12 protein-coding genes are annotated in these 17,086 nt (G+C 61.6%); 7 read left to right on the top strand and 5 right to left on the bottom strand.

Annotated elements, in window-relative coordinates:
• Positions 1-124: 124 nt before the first annotated feature.
• The 4 genes from H2O77_RS13620 (at position 125) to H2O77_RS13605 (ending at position 4,880) form a co-directional block, all read left to right on the top strand.
• A complete protein-coding gene (locus tag H2O77_RS13620; protein WP_192837504.1) occupies positions 125-1,114 on the top strand; it encodes a TRAP transporter substrate-binding protein in 990 nt (329 codons plus the stop codon).
• Positions 1,115-1,211: 97 nt separating this feature from the next.
• The gene (locus tag H2O77_RS13615; protein WP_215823313.1) at positions 1,212-1,796 is read left to right on the top strand and encodes a TRAP transporter small permease; all 585 of its coding nucleotides are present in this window, start codon (positions 1,212-1,214) and stop codon (positions 1,794-1,796) included.
• Complete coding sequence (locus tag H2O77_RS13610) at positions 1,793-3,178, top strand: TRAP transporter large permease subunit (RefSeq protein ID WP_043331424.1); 1,386 nt, start codon at positions 1,793-1,795, stop codon at positions 3,176-3,178. Before H2O77_RS13615 ends, H2O77_RS13610 begins: the two co-directional genes overlap by 4 nt.
• A 604-nt stretch (positions 3,179-3,782) precedes the next feature.
• Positions 3,783-4,880 (top strand): porin, encoded by a 1,098-nt coding sequence (locus tag H2O77_RS13605; protein WP_215823312.1) that lies wholly within the window; start codon positions 3,783-3,785, stop codon positions 4,878-4,880.
• A 243-nt stretch (positions 4,881-5,123) separates the two neighbouring features.
• Here the strand turns inward: H2O77_RS13605 and H2O77_RS13600 are convergent, their stop codons facing one another.
• The 5 genes from H2O77_RS13600 to edd form a co-directional block, all read right to left on the bottom strand.
• Positions 5,124-6,107 carry a carbohydrate kinase gene (locus tag H2O77_RS13600; RefSeq protein ID WP_054555573.1) on the bottom strand — a complete coding sequence of 328 codons (984 nt, stop codon included), beginning with the start codon at positions 6,105-6,107 and terminating at the stop codon, positions 5,124-5,126.
• Positions 6,107-7,789, bottom strand: coding sequence for a glucose-6-phosphate isomerase (gene pgi / locus H2O77_RS13595; protein WP_215823311.1), 1,683 nt, complete (start codon positions 7,787-7,789; stop codon positions 6,107-6,109). The genes H2O77_RS13600 and pgi overlap by 1 nt, the downstream gene beginning before the upstream one ends.
• Before the next feature lie 204 nt (positions 7,790-7,993).
• Entirely contained in the window at positions 7,994-8,872 is an 879-nt protein-coding gene (locus H2O77_RS13590; protein ID WP_215823310.1) for a D-hexose-6-phosphate mutarotase, read from the bottom strand.
• Positions 8,873-8,909: 37 nt separating this feature from the next.
• Positions 8,910-9,926 carry a glucokinase gene (glk, locus tag H2O77_RS13585; protein ID WP_215823309.1) on the bottom strand — a complete coding sequence of 339 codons (1,017 nt, stop codon included), beginning with the start codon at positions 9,924-9,926 and terminating at the stop codon, positions 8,910-8,912.
• Between the two features lie 55 nt (positions 9,927-9,981).
• Positions 9,982-11,832, bottom strand: coding sequence for a phosphogluconate dehydratase (gene edd / locus H2O77_RS13580; RefSeq protein ID WP_054555569.1), 1,851 nt, complete (start codon positions 11,830-11,832; stop codon positions 9,982-9,984).
• 365 nt (positions 11,833-12,197) lie between these two features.
• Between edd and gap the strand changes: the two genes are divergently transcribed.
• From gap to H2O77_RS13565, 3 genes are all read left to right on the top strand, one after another.
• Positions 12,198-13,202, top strand: coding sequence for a type I glyceraldehyde-3-phosphate dehydrogenase (gene gap / locus H2O77_RS13575; protein WP_043331416.1), 1,005 nt, complete (start codon positions 12,198-12,200; stop codon positions 13,200-13,202).
• 695 nt (positions 13,203-13,897) lie between these two features.
• Complete coding sequence (locus H2O77_RS13570; RefSeq protein WP_192837511.1) at positions 13,898-14,290, top strand: hypothetical protein; 393 nt, start codon at positions 13,898-13,900, stop codon at positions 14,288-14,290.
• 315 nt (positions 14,291-14,605) lie between these two features.
• Positions 14,606-17,011, top strand: a complete 2,406-nt coding sequence (locus tag H2O77_RS13565) for a PAS domain-containing protein (protein ID WP_215823308.1) — start codon at positions 14,606-14,608, stop codon at positions 17,009-17,011.
• The last annotated feature ends 75 nt before the right edge of the window (positions 17,012-17,086 follow it).

The following is a 17,086-nucleotide window of genomic DNA, read 5'->3' as shown; positions in this document are numbered from 1 at the left end:
CTCGCAGTGTCTCGGCTATCCCTGCTCGCGCCGCACCTCTGCGCGGCTTCGTGCCGGAGCCGCGCAGACGGGATATCGAATGCCCTACAAGACCAACAATATCCGCAATTCAAGAGGATTCGCCATGCGCCTTATCAAGCCAGCCCTGACCGCCCTGAGTGCTGCCATCCTGTTTGCCTCAGCGACGGCCATGGCCGACCCGATCACCATCAAGTTCTCCCATGTGGTGGCGGAAAATACCCCCAAGGGCCAGATGGGCAAGAAATTCCAGCAACTGGTAGAGGAGCGTCTGGGCGACAAGGTGGAAGTCGAGCTCTACCCCAGTTCGCAGCTGTACGGGGACGACAAGGTACTGGAAGCCATGCTGCTGGGCGATGTGCAGCTGGCGGCACCGTCACTGTCCAAGTTCCAGAAATATACCGATCAGCTGCAGGTCTTCGATCTGCCCTTCCTGTTCAAGGACATGGGCGCTGTCGAGCGCTTCCAGAGCAGCGAGACGGGCCAGTCATTGCTGACGTCGCTGGAATCCAAGGGGCTGGTGGGGCTCGGTTATCTGCATAACGGCATGAAGCAGCTGTCCGCGTCATCGCCGCTCAAGACACCGGAGGATGCCGACGGCAAGAAATTCCGCATCATGACCTCCGATGTGCTCGAGGCCCAGTTTGACGCGGTGGACGCCGTCTCGCTGAAGAAGCCGTTCTCCGAGGTCTTCATCCTGCTGCAGACCAAGGCCATCGACGGCCAGGAGAATACCTACTCCAATATCTACTCCCAGAAGTTCTTCGAGGTGCAGCCGTACATCACCGAATCCAACCACGGCGTGCTGGATTACATGGTGGTGTCCTCGGCGCGCTTCTGGAATGGCCTGCCGGATGATGTGCGTGGTGAGGTCAAGTCGGCGCTCGATGAGGCCATCGTCTACGGCAACCAGCTCTCCGAAGCCAAGAACATGGAGGCCAAGCAGGCCATCCTCGATTCAGGCCAGAGCGAGATCATCACGCTCGACGATGCCCAGCGTCAGCAGTGGGTCGACGCCATGAAGCCGGTATGGGGCGAGTTTGCCGACGACATCGGTCAGGACATCGTCGACGCCGCGGAAGCTGCCAACCAGTAAGCCATCAGGCCATCCATCACTTGCCCCATCTTGAGCGCCAGGACATCGGCGATCTCGCATGGGGCAAGTGTCCTTGAGCGACATGAGGATTTTTGCCATGGCACTACGATGGCTTCACAAGGCGGAAGAGACGCTGTTCTCGCTGCTGCTGGTAGCGATGGTGCTGCTGGTCTTCGTCGAGGTGGTGTTGCGCTTCGTCTTCAATACCGGCATCAGCTGGTCACAGGAAGCCACGCTGTATCTGGCGGGCTGGTTCGTGCTGGTCGGCGTGTCCTGGGGCGTCAAGCAGGGCGCGCACATCGGCGTGGATGTCGTGGTCAAGATGCTGCCGATGCTCTGGCAGCGCGTGGCGACCTTGCTGGCGCTGGCGATCTGCATGGCGTACTGCGTGATGCTGCTGGTCGGCAGCTATGAATATCTCTCGCTGATGAAGATGATCGGCATCGAGCTTGAGGACATCGCGATTCCCAAGTGGTACGCCCTCACCATTCTGCCCATTGCCATGTTGCTGCTGATGCTGCGCTTTGCAGTACTGGGCTGGAAGGTGATTCGTGGCGATGCCAGTGGCTTCGGCTTTCATGACGAAGGCGAGGACAGCATGCATCTGGTGCAGTCGGATGAGCCGGATGGCCAAGACAACGGCGATGCTGGCCGTGACAGTGATCAGGGAACACCACGATGACCATAGCCACTCTGTTTGCGCTGTTGTTCGGCGGCATCTTTCTCGGCATGCCGATCGCCTTTGCGCTGGGCTTCTCGAGCGTCACCACGATCCTGCTGTTTTCCAGTGACTCACTGGGGTCGGTGGCGATCAAGCTGTTCGAAGCCCTGTCGCATCACTACACCCTGCTGGCGATCCCGTTCTTCATTCTCTCCAGCACCTTTCTCTCGACCGGTGGCGTGGCACGTCGCCTGATTACCTTCGCCACCGATGCCATCGGCCACGTGCGCGGTGGGCTGGCGATGGCCTCCGTATTGGCATGCATGCTGTTTGCCGCCGTGTCCGGCTCCTCTCCGGCCACGGTGGCGGCGATCGGCTCCATCGTGATCGCGGGCATGGTGCGCCAGGGCTATACCGAGTCCTTCGCGGCGGGCGTGATCACCAATGCCGGGACACTGGGCATCCTGATCCCGCCGTCCATCGTGATGCTGGTGTATTCCGCCGCCACGGAAGTCTCGGCGGCCAAGATGTTCATGGCCGGCCTGATTCCGGGGCTTTTGATGGGCGGTATCCTGATGGTCGCCATCTATATCGCGGCGCGGATCAAGAAGTTGCCAGCACAGCCTTTCCCCGGCGTACGGGTGCTTGCGCGCTCCGGCCTGATCGCCATGGGCGGTCTGATGTTGATCTTCATCGTGCTGGGGTCGATCTATGGCGGCGTGGCCAGCCCCACCGAAGCCGCGGCCGTGGCCACGGTGTATGCCTGGTTCATCGCCGTGGTGGGCTATCGCGACATGGGGCCGTTGAAGAACGTGCCGTGGCGCAAGGGCAACGAAGCCTGGGGGAGTGCGGGGTTGCGCGCGCTATGGCAGGTACCTGCCGGGCTTCTGGGGTCCTTCACCGATCAGGAGGTCAAGAAGGTGGTACTGGATGGCGCGCGCGTCTCGATGATGCTGCTGTTCATCATCGCCAACGCGATGCTGTTCGCGCATGTACTGACCACGGAGCGCATTCCACACACCATCGCCGAAACCATCATCGGCTGGGGACTGCCGGCGTGGGGCTTCCTGATCGTGATGAATCTGCTGCTGCTGGCGGCGGGCAACTTCATGGAGCCCTCGGCCATCCTGCTGATCATGGCGCCGATCCTGTTCCCCATCGCGACGCAGCTGGGGATCGACCCGATCCATCTCGGCATCATCATGGTGGTCAACATGGAGATCGGCATGCTGACACCCCCCGTGGGGCTGAATCTCTTCGTGACGGCGGGGATCACCGGCAAGCCGATGACCTGGGTCATTCGGGCAGCATTGCCGTGGCTGTCGCTGTTGCTGCTGTTCCTGGTGTTGATCACCTATGTGCCGGCTATCTCGCTGTTCCTGCCCAACTGGTTGAGCAGTTGAGGATCACTGCCTGCTGACAAGGTGCAATGGAAAGATTGATTGATGACAGAGTTTGTGACGGAGCTTGATGACAGGGAGGGCGACTGGGCTTGTTGACTGGGTTTTATGACCCAGCTTGATGATCGATATTGATAGCAGACTCATGAATGAATCATTGGCACAGGGACGGTGCCTTTCATGAAGATAAAGCTGAGAGGAAACCACAACTTGGCATCAGACAAGCACAGCAGTTGACGGGTATTTGTTCTGCGACTTTTGTCGCAAACGAGGTTTTTCCACAATGAATCCGAGATTAACGCTCAGCGATGCGCTCGGTGATGCAGGAATCCGCGTCAAGACGCATGGTTGTCATGAATCCTTCATTCTTGAGCCCTAGAGTATGCTCACGCCAGACAACCGACCGATGGATAGGTTCAGGAGTGGTGATCGAAAACAGTGTTTTTTTCTGTTGCACATCCTGAAAGCCCGGTATATGGTTTCCCTGCGAGCATTGGATAATAACTAGGCCACAGAGTTTTAGAGGCGTCATCAAGCGCCCGGAACCTTGGTCACTGCCACCGGCAGACACGATCGAACAGTTAACGCTAGTTAAGGAACTATCGCGATGAAAAAGACACTTCTGGCTACTGCCATCGCCGGCGCTGCTGCCCTGGCTGCTACTTCTGCTTCCGCTGCTACTGTCTACAACCAGGACGGTACCAAGCTGGACATCTACGGTAACGTTCAGCTGGCATACTCTTATGTCGACCAGCTCGGCGGCGACGCTGAAAGCGACCTGGGTGACAACGGCTCTACCTTCGGCGCCAAGGGCGAGCACAAGATCACTGACGACATCGTCGGTTACTTCAAGGCCGAGTGGGAATTTGACGCTGACGAATCCAAGGGTGGCGGCAATGGCCTGAACGACGGCGACCAAACTTATGTCGGTGCCAAGGGCTCCTTCGGTGACGCGCGCATCGGTTCCTGGGATCAGCTGATGGATGACTGGATCCAGGATCCGATCTCCAACAACGAATACTTCGACCTGACTGACTCCAGCAGCAATATCACTGGTGACGTTTCTGGCACCAGCTCCGTCAAGGAAGGCAACAAGCTGCAGTACATGTCTCCGATCATGGGCGGCATGCAGTTCGCAGTCGGTTCCAACTTTGAAGGCGACGGCGAAGACGAGAACGTCACCGATTCCAACCAGGCGTCCTTCTACGCCGGTGGTAAGTACACCGTCGGTGGTTTCTCCATCGCTGCCGTGTATGACGACTTGGGTCAGTTCGATGGTGTTTCCAGCACTGTCACAAATACTGTAGGTGGTGTTTCCACGACTACAAATACTGGCAATGCACAGGGTGATATCGGCGAGCAGTATGGTTTGACCGCTCAGTACACTGTCGATGCCCTGCGCGTTGCCCTGAAGGCCGAGCGCTTCGCTGCCGACGCTGACAATGCTGATGTCGATTACTATGGTGTCGGTGCGCGTTACGGCTACGGCATGGGTGACGTCTACGGTGGTTACCAGTATGTCGACGCTGAAGATGGTTCCTCTCTGGCTGCCGACAATGGCGGCGACGACAGCTTCAACGAATTCAACCTGGGTGTGACTTACAACATCTCTTCCGCGATGTACACCTACATTGAATACGCCCAGTACGACCGTTCTGGCGATGATGGTGACGGCGCTGCAGTCGGCATCTACTACGGCTTCTAAGACGTCTTCAATCGTCTAGCAAGCTAACGAAAGCCGGTCCCTCGGGGCCGGCTTTTTTACGTCTGTCACTTCCGTGATGACTGACTCCCTGTCCGATGAAGGGAGGGTAGCCAATGCGCAAGCATGAGCGTCATGGTCACGAAAAAAGCCCCTTTGGTCTGATGATCAAAGGGGCTTTTATCATGCGCCTCTCAGGGAAATGATGGCGCTGGCCGATAACCGGTCAGCGCAATTATCCGGCCATCATTTCATAGCGTCGAGGTCTTCACGCTTGGGCAGTGCGGCATAGGCTCCCGGGCGAGTCACGGCGAAGGCGCCGCAGGCCGCTGCACGCTCCAGTGCGGCGTTGAGATGGCTCTCGTCTTCGCACCAGTCGCTCAGGTTGTCGGCATTGATGCCGGCTTCGCTGAGGGCTGACAGGAAGCCTCCGATGAAGGCATCACCACCGGCGGTGGTATCGACCGCCTTGACGGTGGGCGGCGTGATGCTGACGGTCTCGATGTCGCCGCTCTGCTTGCGCACCAGGGCACGGATCACGCCCGGGCCATCGGTGAGCACGATCAGGCGCACACCGGCCTTCAGGCGCGCTTCGAGCCAGTCGGTCTGCGGCTGACTGCCGGTCAGGGCCTCGACCTCTTCCTGGGACAGCTTGAGGATGTCGGCGTTGTCCAGCAGGCGCGTGACCAGGGTCACATCGACCTGCTGGTTCGGCCACAGGTTGTGACGCAGATTGGCATCCACGCTGACCAGAGAGCCTGCAGCACGCGCGCGTGATGCGAGCACGAAGCTGGTGTCCGCGATGCCGGCGTCAGTCAGGCTGTTGCTGCACAGGTGGAAGATGGCGGGAGTCGCGAACAGCTCAGGTCCGGCGTGCTCCGGACGGAACAGCAGGTCAGCGGCCGGCGGACGATAGAAGTCGAAGCGGCGTTCACCCTCTTCATCGCGAGACACGAAGGCGAGCGCGGTGCGCGCATGGCTGGTGCGCTTGACGTGATCCATCTGCACGCCATGAGCACTCAGTTCGTCGTGCAGGAAGTCACCGAAGCTGTCCTGACCCAGCATGCCGACGAAGTGGCTCGGCAGGCCGAGGCGGGCACAGGCAACCGCGACGTTGGCCGGTGCGCCGCCCGCGTAGGGCGTGAAGGTTTCCTGCTCGACGGCCTGGCCGCCGAGCTTGTTGGAGAGCATGTCGACGAGCGCTTCGCCGAACGCGATTACCGGAGTCATCAGGAGGAGGTTTCCTTGCGAGTGGTCGTCGTGGAGCCTTTGGCTTTCTTGCCCGGCTTGTCGTTGCTGTCATCCGTCTGGGTGGCGCCACCGGCAGGGAAGTGCTCGCGGACCAGCGCCAGCAGGCCCTGGGTGGACGGATCGAAGGCCTTCACGTCGGTATCGATACGCGCGCTGATTTCCCCGGCGATGCGCTTGCCGAGCTGCACGCCCCACTGGTCGAAGGAGTTGATGTTCCAGATCACGCCTTGCACGAAGACCTTGTGCTCGTAGAGGGCGATCAGTGCGCCGAGATTGCGCGGGGTCATCTCATCCAGCAGCAGGGTGCTCGACGGGCGGTTGCCCGGGCAATTGTAGTGCGGATCGAGGTTGCTGCCATCCTGGCTGCCTTCCATGAAGGCGTTGGCCTGCGCCAGCATGTTGGTGATCAGCGCGAAGTGGTGCTCTTCGGTGCCCGGCTCCGGCTTCAGCGAGGCGATGAAGTCGATGGGTACGTAGCGCGTGCCCTGGTGCAGCAGCTGGAAGAAGGCATGCTGGCCGTTGGAGCCGGTCTCGCCCCACACGATCGGGCCGGTCTTGTAGTCCACCGGACGGCCGAAGATGTCGACTGACTTGCCGTTGGATTCCATGTCCAGCTGTTGCAGGAAGGCGGGCAGCTGATGCAGGGCCTGGTCGTAAGGCACGATGGCCTGGGTCTCGGCGCCCATGAAGTTGATGTACCAGATGCCGATCAGCGCCATCAGGACCGGCATGTTCTCGGCCATCGGCGCATTGATGAAGTGCTGGTCCATCTCGTGGGCGCCTTCCAGCAGCTCCATGAAACCTTGATAGCCGATGGACAGGGCGATGGGCAGGCCGATGGAAGACCACATGGAGTAGCGACCGCCAACCCAGGCCCAGAATTCGAAGACGTTCTCTTCGCGAATGCCGAATTCCTTGGCCGCCTTGCGGTTGGTGGAAGCCGCGACGAAGTGGGCACCGACGTCGGCATCCTGACCGGCGTGCTCCAGGAACCAGCGGCGCGCCGTCTTGGCGTTGAGCAGGGTTTCCTGGGTGGAGAAGGTCTTGGTGGAGACGATGAACAGCGTGGTGGCCGGATCCAGGCGCTTGAGCACCTTCTGGATGTGGTTGCCATCGACGTTGGAGACGAAGTGGAAGTTGATTTCCGGGTGGCGATGCTTGAGCAGCGCACGGCAGGCCATGTTGGGGCCCAGATCGGAGCCGCCGATGCCGATGTTGACCACGTCGCGAATCCGCTGGCCGTCGAAGCCTTTCCACTCACCGCTGCGCACGGCTTCCGAGAAGGCGCGGATCTGCTCGCGCGTCTTGTGGATTTCCGGCATCACGTCCTTGCCATCGACGATGACCGGCGTGTTGGTCTGGCTGCGCAGTGCGGTGTGCAGCACCGGGCGATTCTCGGTGACGTTGATGATGTCGCCGGAGAACATCTGCGCGCGACGTTGAACGAGTGCAGAGTGCTCAGCCAGCTCGACCAGCGCCTCCATCACCTCATCGGAGATGTGGTGCTTGGAGTAGTCGAGAAACAGGCCGCCGACGCGCAGGCTCATCTTCTCGAAGCGCTTGGGATCCGCCGCGAAGTAATCGCGGATGCGGTCGTTGCGGGTCACCTCGCCCAGCCGGGTCAGCGCCTGCCAGGAAACACTACGGGTCAATTGCAGCATGGAAGTGTCCATCGTATGGGTTGTTGAAGTTCATCGGGGCGGGTCGCATTCTGTGGCGGCCCGACGCACGCTTGCAGGCGAGACGAGAGTCACTGTCAGCCGGGAGTCGTGTCGATGACACGATTCAGGCGCTTGGTGCTCTCGGTTGGTCGACAAGGTGCGCAAGGTGCCGGCCACGCCGTGAGCCGCGTGGCCGGCTGTCATTCATTCGCCGCTTGCCTCATCACCGCTCAGCGGTGAGATGTGCTGAGCCAGCAGATGCTGAGCGCCCGGCGGCAGCCAGACCGGGTCGAGGCGCGTGCAGGCGGTCTCGACACACAGGAAGCTGCGCGCATTCTCGACGCTGGTGTCGGCCGGCGGCGCGTCACCGGGATGCCAAACCACCGTGGAGTCAGAGCCCTGCTTGGCGATGCGCAGCTGACGCTTGCCGTCCTCGAGCACCTGAACCTGGCTGGTCTGGTAGATGCGGTCCAGCGGGCCGCGCACGCCCAGTTCGCCCTGTTGGTCGAAGCGCGAGAAGTCCTGGCGCTTGTCCAGGTAGCTGGCGCCGGCCAGGCCGGTGACGCGACACTCGAAGGCATTTGGCACTGCGAAGTAGGTATGCAGTGCGCCGGTCATCTTGATCGGGGCCTCGCCACGGTTTTCCGTGATCAGCTCGACCTTGAGGAAGCGGCGGCTGGCAAAGATCACCACGCGCGGAGAGAGGGCGGCATGCAGCGCTGAGACCGGTGAGGCATGGATCTCGACGCCTTCCTCTTCCTCGTCCACCGCATCGATGCGCCAGTCGGCCTTGCGAGCGGGGCCGTGCAGTTCGCTTTCGCCCTCGGGGAATTCATCCGCGAACCAGGGCCAGCACAGCGGAATGCCGCCGCGAATGCTGCCCGGCAGGGCGGCGGGCGTTTCCGTCACCCACAGCCAGGGAGAATCGCCCGTCGGCTGATAGTGCAGCACCTGAGCCCCCTGGTGGCAGACCACCAGCTCGCCCCACTCCTGGTTGAGGATCAACAGCGAGCGGCCCTGCCATTCGACAGTGCGTTGGCCAGCGGTGTCGGCGATCAGTGCGCGCAGACTTTCGGGGATCATCTCGAGCTACCTCGATGGTTCAGGAGGTGGCGGTGCATCATGCCACCTCTTCATTGTGCAGAGCCTCGGCGGCGCCCAGCAGGCCGGTCCACGGCGCGGTCACCACCCAGGTGGGTATCGCGGCATTGTAACGGCTCAGACGATTCTTGTCGGTGAAGGCGTGACGGAAATCGCTGCGCATCAGCAGATCCAGGTTGCGCGGCAGCACGCCACCACACAGATAGACCCCGCCACGCGCCCCCAGCGTGAGTGCTGCATCGCCGGCGACCGCGCCAAGAATCTTCATGAAGCGCATCACGGCATCAAAGGCGAGAGCATTCTGCGGTTCATCGTGATCCAGGTGCTCATGTGCTGCCTGGCTGACGTCAGCGGCGCTTGCCAGCGGTGATTCCTGCTGACGCAGCTCGCCCAGGGCCTGATAGATCTCGAGCATGCCCTGGCCACACAGCAGGCGCTCCACCGAGACGCGACCATGGTGACGGCGGAAGATGCCAAGCAGGCCATCCTCGATCTCGTCGGTGGGGGCGAAGCTTGCATGCCCCCCTTCGGTCGCGAGAGGAATCCAGTTGTGCGTGCCGCGCACCAGACCCGCGACACCCAGGCCGGTGCCGGGGCCGATCACCAGGCGTGGCGAGGCCGCGTCACCACTACCTTCGGTGAGCTCCTCACCGATGGCCAGGCGTTCGCTGGCCTCGATGTGTGGCACGCCCAGCGCCATGGCGGTGAAATCATTGAGGCACTTGAAGCGCTCAAGCCTCAATGATTCGCGCACCTCGCGCTTGAGAAACGTCCAGTGATTGTTGGTCATGCTGACGCGTTCATCATGCACGGGGCAGGCGAAGGCCAGGCAGGCCTCGACGGGTTGCTCGGCCTCTGACAGGCCCAGCATTCGATAGTAGGCCTGGATGGCCTCCTCGAGTCCGGCATGCTCGGCGCAGGCGAGCGTCTGGATGTGCTGCAGGGTGTGGCTGCCCGGCTGGACAAGTGCCAGCCGGGCATTGGTGCCACCGATATCGCCTACCAGAGCAAGGCGATGGGAGGTGTCGCGGGTCATCGTCCGGCATCCTTCCTTTGCGTCAGTGCCTCAGGAGAGTGACAGGGTGCGCCCATCACATCAGGTCGTGGCCACTGCCCGGCAGGTCGCCGTAGCCTGCAAAGCTGGAAGCGCCTTCCTCGGCACCGCCGACCAGTGAGCGCATGCCGGAGAACAGCTCGCGGCCCAGGCCGTGATGATAGCTGTCGCGAGTGATGGTCTCGGCCTCGCGCTCGGCCCATTCGGCTTCATCGACCAGCGCCGTGAGGGTGCCGGCATTGGCGTCCAGGCGGACTACGTCACCTTCGCGCAGGCGTGCCAGCGGGCCGCCGTCGAGCGCTTCCGGCGTCATGTGAATGGCGGCCGGGACCTTGCCCGAGGCGCCAGACATGCGGCCATCCGTCACCAGTGCGACCTTGAAGCCGCGGTCCTGCAGGATGCCGAGGTAGGGCGTCAGCTTGTGCAGTTCCGGCATGCCGTTGGCACGCGGGCCCTGGTAGCGCACCACGGCGACCATGTCCTGCTCCAACTCACCGGCTTCGAAGGCGGCCTTCATCTCATCCTGGTCGCTGAACAGCTTCACCGGCGCTTCGACGAGACGATGCTCTTCCTTGACGGCGGAGACCTTGATCACGCCGCGACCGAGGTTGCCGTCCAGTACGGTCAGGCCGCCTGTCGGGGCGAACGGGTTGGCCACCGGGCGCAGCACATCTTCGTCGAGGCTGTCGGTGGGGCCGTCCTTCCAGACCAGCTTGCCGTTCTCGAGGAAGGGCTCGCGGACATAGCCGGCCAGGGTGCCACCGTCCTGGGTGGGGATGTCGTGGAGCAGACCCGCCTTGAGCAGTTCACGGATCAGGAAGCTCATGCCGCCGGCCGCCTGGAAGTGATTGATGTCGGCCTGGCCGTTCGGGTAGATGCGCGTCAGGCTCGGCACCACCGCGGAAAGCTCGGTGAAGTCATCCCAGGTGATGGTCACGCCCGCAGCGCCGGCCATCGCGACCAGGTGCAGGGTGTGGTTGGTGGAGCCGCCGGAAGCCAGCAGGCCGACCATGGCATTGACGATGGCGCGGGCATCGATCTGGCGATAGAAGGGACGGTAGTCGCCGCCGACTTCACTGTTGCGGATGGTCTGCTCGGCGGCGTGACGCGTCAGGGCTTCGCGCAGCGGGGTACCCGGATTGACGAAGGACGCGCCCGGCAGGTGCAGGCCCATCAGCTCGACCATCAGCTGGTTGGAGTTGGCGGTGCCATAGAAGGTGCAGGTGCCCGGGCTGTGGTAGGACGCGGACTCGGCTTCCAGCAGCGCATCGCGGCCGACCTTGCCTTCGGCGAACAGCTGACGGACACGCGCCTTCTCGTTGTTGGGCAGGCCGGAGGGCATCGGGCCGGCCGGCACGAACAGCGTCGGCAGGTGGCCGAAGCGTGCGGCGGCGATGAACAGGCCCGGGACGATCTTGTCGCACACGCCGAGGAACAGGGCGCCATCGAACATGTTGTGCGACAGGCCGACAGCGGCGGCCATGGCGATCAGGTCGCGCGAGAACAGCGACAGCTCCATGCCGGGCTGACCCTGGGTCACGCCATCGCACATCGCGGGCACGCCGCCGGCGAACTGGGCGGTGGAGCCCATTGCCTGGACGGCTTCCTTGATGATGCGCGGATAGTCCTCGAACGGCTGGTGGGCGGACAACATGTCGTTATATGACGAAATAATGCCCAGGTTGGCCGAGTTCATCAGCTTGAGACGATTCTTGTCGGTCTCGCCACAGGCGGCAAAGCCGTGCGCCAGGTTGCCACAGGAGAGCTCGGAGCGGTGTACACCGCGGCGCTGCTGGCTTTCCATCAACTGCTCATAGGCGGCGCGGCGTTCGCGGGAGCGGTCGATGATGCGCTGGGTCACGTGCTCTACGGTCTGGTTGACTGACATGCTCTTACCTCATGTATCAGGCGGCGCAGGGCGCCGAGGCTGGCGAAAGAAAGCGTTTCCCGCTGTGTGGGCGTGCTGCTATCCGGCGACGCTATCCAGTGGTGATGGCGGTGTAAAGCCTCTGGCCTCACTCGTGTCGCGTCGTTCGGTTACCGGGGTAGCCTACAGTAGCGCGTCATGGCGCTCGAGAAACGGTTTTGTTCGGAATATTCGGTAAATTTAACAAAAAAACTGCTTGAAGACTGGACGACTTTCGGCCAAATTATGGGAAAAGCGTGTAGGATAATTTCACGGAACGCATTGCAGGCTTTCGTTCCTGGATCAGGTCTGGTCCTGCACCCGCCATACGCCACAGGAGTTGAGTCATGACATTACGCGTCGCCATCAATGGTTTTGGTCGCATCGGTCGCAACGTGCTGCGTGCGCTGTATGAAGGTCAGTACAACGATCGTATCCAGGTCGTCGCCATCAATGATCTGGGTGATCCGAAGCTCAACGCTCACCTGCTGAGCCGCGATACCGTCCACGGCCGTTTCGCCGAGACCGTCTCGCACGACGAAGAGAACCTGTTCGTCGGTGACGACAAGATCCGCATTCTGGCCGAGCGTGACCCGGCCCAGCTGCCGTGGTCCAGCCTGGACATCGACCTGGTGATGGAATGCACCGGTCTGTTCACCAAGCGTGCTGCCGCTGCCAAGCACATCGAAGCCGGCGCCAAGCGTGTGCTGATCTCCGCGCCGAGCGGCGATGCCGATGCGACCGTCGTATTCGGCGTCAATGAAGATGTGCTGAAGGCCGAGCACCAGGTCGTCTCCAACGCGTCCTGCACCACCAACTGCCTGGCGCCGGTCGCCAAGGCGCTGAATGATGAAGTCGGCATCGAGAACGGTCTGATGACGACCATTCACGCCTACACCAACGATCAGAACCTGTCGGATGTCTACCACTCCGACCCGTACCGTGCCCGCAGCGCGACCCATTCCATGATCCCGACCAAGACCGGTGCTGCCGCGGCGGTGGGTCTGGTGCTGCCGGAACTGAACGGCAAGCTGGATGGTCTGGCGATCCGCGTGCCGGTCATCAACGTGTCGCTGGTCGATCTGACCTTCACCGCGTCACGTGATACCTCCATCGAAGAGATCAACGCCATCGTGGCCAAGGCTGCCGAAGGCTCCAGCGTGCTGGCTGTCAACGAGCTGCCGCTGGTGTCCATCGATTTCAATCACGATGCACACTCTTCTACCTTCGACAGCAATCACACTCGCGTCAGCGAAGATCGCCTGGTCAAGGTCATGGCGTGGTACGACAACGAGTGGGGCTTCTCCAACCGTATGCTCGACACTGCGCTGGCAATGCAAGCCGCCAAGTAAGCACTTGGTGAGTCCCGCGCGGCCTTTGATCCCTCATTGATCAACCGACAAGGCCGCGCGGGACAGCAAGAATTCGGGAGTCTGTCAGTCTGTCGGCAAGACAGGAGGGCAGGCTCCCAACAGGTGAGGACGAGTGGCCCGAGGATTCTCGCGTCGCGCTCAGGCTCCACGGACAAGGCAATGCCATTCGTCCCCTTTGAATCGGTGGTCGGTCAGGGTTGGCGCCAAGACCGGCTTCGATGCTGCTCGGAATGACATCGCGTCATCCATTTTTGAACCTCTCCCAATGGGAGAGGTTTTTTTTGCGCACCACGAAAGTGCGGGAGGTGCTCCAGGGCGCAAAGTGTCGTTGTCTTGCGTCAATGGCGTGACCTTATGGCAACTTTTCTGAGCACGATCGCGACAGAGTTGGGTCAGGTGGTGTGAAACGTGCACTGATACGTCGAGAAAGGTGGTCAACATGTCGTCATCGTAATTCACGGTCGAGTGAAATTAGCGAAACTGTGGCGGTGTGTTACACTTCGCATCTGTTGGCCTTGCGTCTATCGGTGAGCCAGGTCATGACAACGTCAAATCATGCAGGCGGCCATATGGCCTGCGAGTGATCCATTGTTGTGCGCAATTCAGGGAAGGTATTGCCACACTGCCGCACACTTTCCGGCAGTTATCTCGACTTCCACAGCAGGCTGTCTCAGATGCACGATGCCATCCGCGAAGCTCATGAATTGATCGGTGCTACCTTGCGCGACCCGCGTACCCAGCGCGAGGGCAAGGTCGTGGGTATGGACCTGGGGCGTGAGCAGCCGGCGATCTATGTGCTATGGCAGGAAAGTGCCGCAGCGGAGCGCATCGGCATGGAGCCGGATGATTTTCGCGCGTTGCTCGAGCACCTGCGGGCGCGCCTGCCGGTCAAGGCGCCTTCCGTCCAGCAGGACAAGGACAGCAGGCAGGCGCGGCGTCACAAGCGCAATGCCCCGCGCACTAGTGCCCAGCCGGCTGGCGAGAGCAACGACGGCCGCAGCGGCGCACCTGACGCCCCGTCCTCCGCGCTCATCGACGATGCCATGCCGCGTTCCGCTCAAGGCTAGATCTTTCCAGGCCAGCTCTGATCAAGGCCAGCTCTGTTCAAGGTGAGCTCTCAAAAAAGCCCGAAGCTTATGCTTCGGGCTTTTTGCATCCATGAGGTTTTCCCTTCGGCGCCGCTTGCGTGATATTCGCCCACAACATTGCGCGTCCGCTGCCGATAAGGGAGATAGTCAGACGCAAAGGCAAAGGTCGCAATCGTTCATATGCCGTCATCTGCCCGGATCTTCGCGCAACCAAGCGTTGGGGGTACTGCTGGCTGCCAGCGCCATGGATAGGGCATTCTTGAGCAAACCGCATGACAGAGAAGGGGTTTCACGTTGCCTGAATCATTCGCGGATAGTCGTTTGCTGCAGCATCATTATGCTGTCGTGGCAGATGTGTTGTTCACGCTCAGTGCTGATGGTCAGCGCCTGATTGCCATGAATGCAGCGGCGGAACGCCTGCTGGGATATACGGTGCGGGATTTTCTCAAGCAGCCGGAGCTCTGGCTTTCGCTGGTGATCACCGCCGACCGGCAGCGGTTGAGTGACTTTCGCGCCTCGCTGGGGCGGGTAGAGCGCACGACGTATCGCATGCGCGACCGCAGCGGGCAGCTGTTGTTGCTCGAGGAATGTCTGTGGAGTTCCGGTGTGGGGCATCCGCTGTGTGGACGAGTGACGGATATCACGCAGCGTGACAAGGCCAATGAACAGGAGCAGCAGCTGGCGCGTGCCTATCGTCTGATGATGGTGCGCAGCCGTGACCCGATGGCGATCCTGCTGCTCAAGGATGAAAGCCTGGTGATCAGTCATGCCAACCCGGCCTGGCACCTCTATCACGATGCGGCCTGTGCGCATTCCCGCCTCACGCTTGAGCACCTCTACCTCCCTCATGTCCTGCGTAGCCTGGAGAGAGCCGAGCCCTGGCAATGCGATATCAGCCTGTCGCTGCCGCGGGGGGAATCCAGATTGTCCGTACAGATGGTCAGTCTGGGGCGCTCGCTCGCCGACGAGGGGCGTCAGGTGGCCGTGATGGCGCGCGACATCACCCAGGTACATCAACGCCTCGAGCATGTGATCGATCAACAGCAGCGTCTGGCGCGGCGGGTGGATGAGACACCCGGCGCGCACTACGCGACCGCTGGTGAATGGCCGCCAGAGGAATTGGAGTATCTGTCGGCAGGCAGCGAGGCGCTCACCGGGCTTTCACATGACCTGCTGATGGCAAGCCCGGGTCTCTGGCAGGCCCGATTGGCGCCGGATGAGCTGACCATCTGTCAGCAGCGCTTTGATGAGGCCGTGCGGGAGCGCCATAGCCGTCTGAGCCTGTGTTACGCCTTCGTGCATGTGGATGGGCGCAAGCGCTATCTCCAGGATGACATGCAGCTGAGTTACTCCCCTGAGGGAGAGGTCACCGCCGTGCTCGGCAAGCTCAGTGACGTCACCCAACGCGAGGCGCATCGGCGCCAATTGGACAACCTTGTCCAGCAGATGCGTGGCGTCGTCTTCCAGTGTCGCCTGAGCCAGGAGGGTGAGCTGCGTTATACCTACCTCTCGCCGGTCGCCTCGCAAGTACTGGGGCTCGACCCGCAGGCCGTCATCGACGACCCCATGCTGCTGCTGGCACGCATTGCGGGTCGCGAGCGTGAGCAGCTGCTCATGTCACTGCAGACCAGTGCCCGGCAGCAATCGCCCTGGGAGGCGGAGATACGCTATCAGCATCCGGATGGTCAGGAGCGCAGGCTGGCGTGTGTCGGCTTGCCGCAGGTGATCGACTCCCCCGAGGGCGGCGTGATCTGGAATGGCTATTGTGATGATGCCACCGCCCGATACCGTATCGAGGATGAACTGCGCCAGAGCGAAGAGCGCTATCGCTTCATCCTCAACTCCGTCAGCGATCTGGTCAGCATCGAGGACTCCCACGGCATCTGTCAGTACATCAGCCCCTCGGTGGAAAAGCTCTGCGGTTATCGCCCGCAGGAGATCATCGGCCAGGAGATCAAGCAGCTGATCCATCCCGATGACATGCTGCGCATCGCGCAGGAGGTGCATCGTGCCGCCTGTCTCGGCGAGGTGTTTCGAGTCGACTTCAGGATTCAACACAAGGCCGGGCATACGCTGTGGTTCGAGTCGATCTCGACGCCCTCGATGGACCCCGTCACCGGGCGTTATCAGCGCGTGCTGTCGGTGTCGCGCAACATTCATGAGCGCAAGCTGGTCGAACAGCGTCGCGAGCATGAAGCGATGACGGACGCCATGACCGGCGCCATGACCCGGGCCAGCTTCCTCGACACGCTCGACACCCTGCTGAGCTCGTCATCGCGGGAGCAGATGGCGTTGATCCTGTTTGATATCGACCACTTCAAGCGCGTCAATGACACTCACGGCCATGCGGCGGGCGATCAGGTGCTGATCAGTCTTGGCGAGGCGTGTCGTGCCCAGCTGCGGCGCGATGACTGCTTTGCGCGTCTTGGCGGCGAGGAGTTTGCCGTCCTGCTCACCGATGCCGGTACCGCCACCGGTGTCGGCATGGCCGAGCGCCTGCGACAGCAGATCGCGGCGCTGGAGGTGCGCTTCAAGTCGCTGACCCTGCGCTGCACCATCAGCATGGGAGTGGCGACACCGCTGCCGGGGGAGACCCGGGATGGCTACCTGCACCGTGCCGATATGGCGCTCTACAGTGCCAAGCGCAGCGGTCGCGATCGGGTGGTGCTGGCATCGCAGTCCTTGAGCGAGGACAATTGAGCCAATACCGGTGATCAATCGGGCACACCTGCAGCCGGTGTCTCGGGTTGTGGATCGCGTCATGCAAGTGGATCA

The sequence above is a fragment of the Cobetia sp. 4B genome, assembly GCF_018831605.1.
Lineage (GTDB): Bacteria > Pseudomonadota > Gammaproteobacteria > Pseudomonadales > Halomonadaceae > Cobetia > Cobetia amphilecti.
This window is presented reverse-complemented; position numbering and strand designations above follow the sequence as displayed.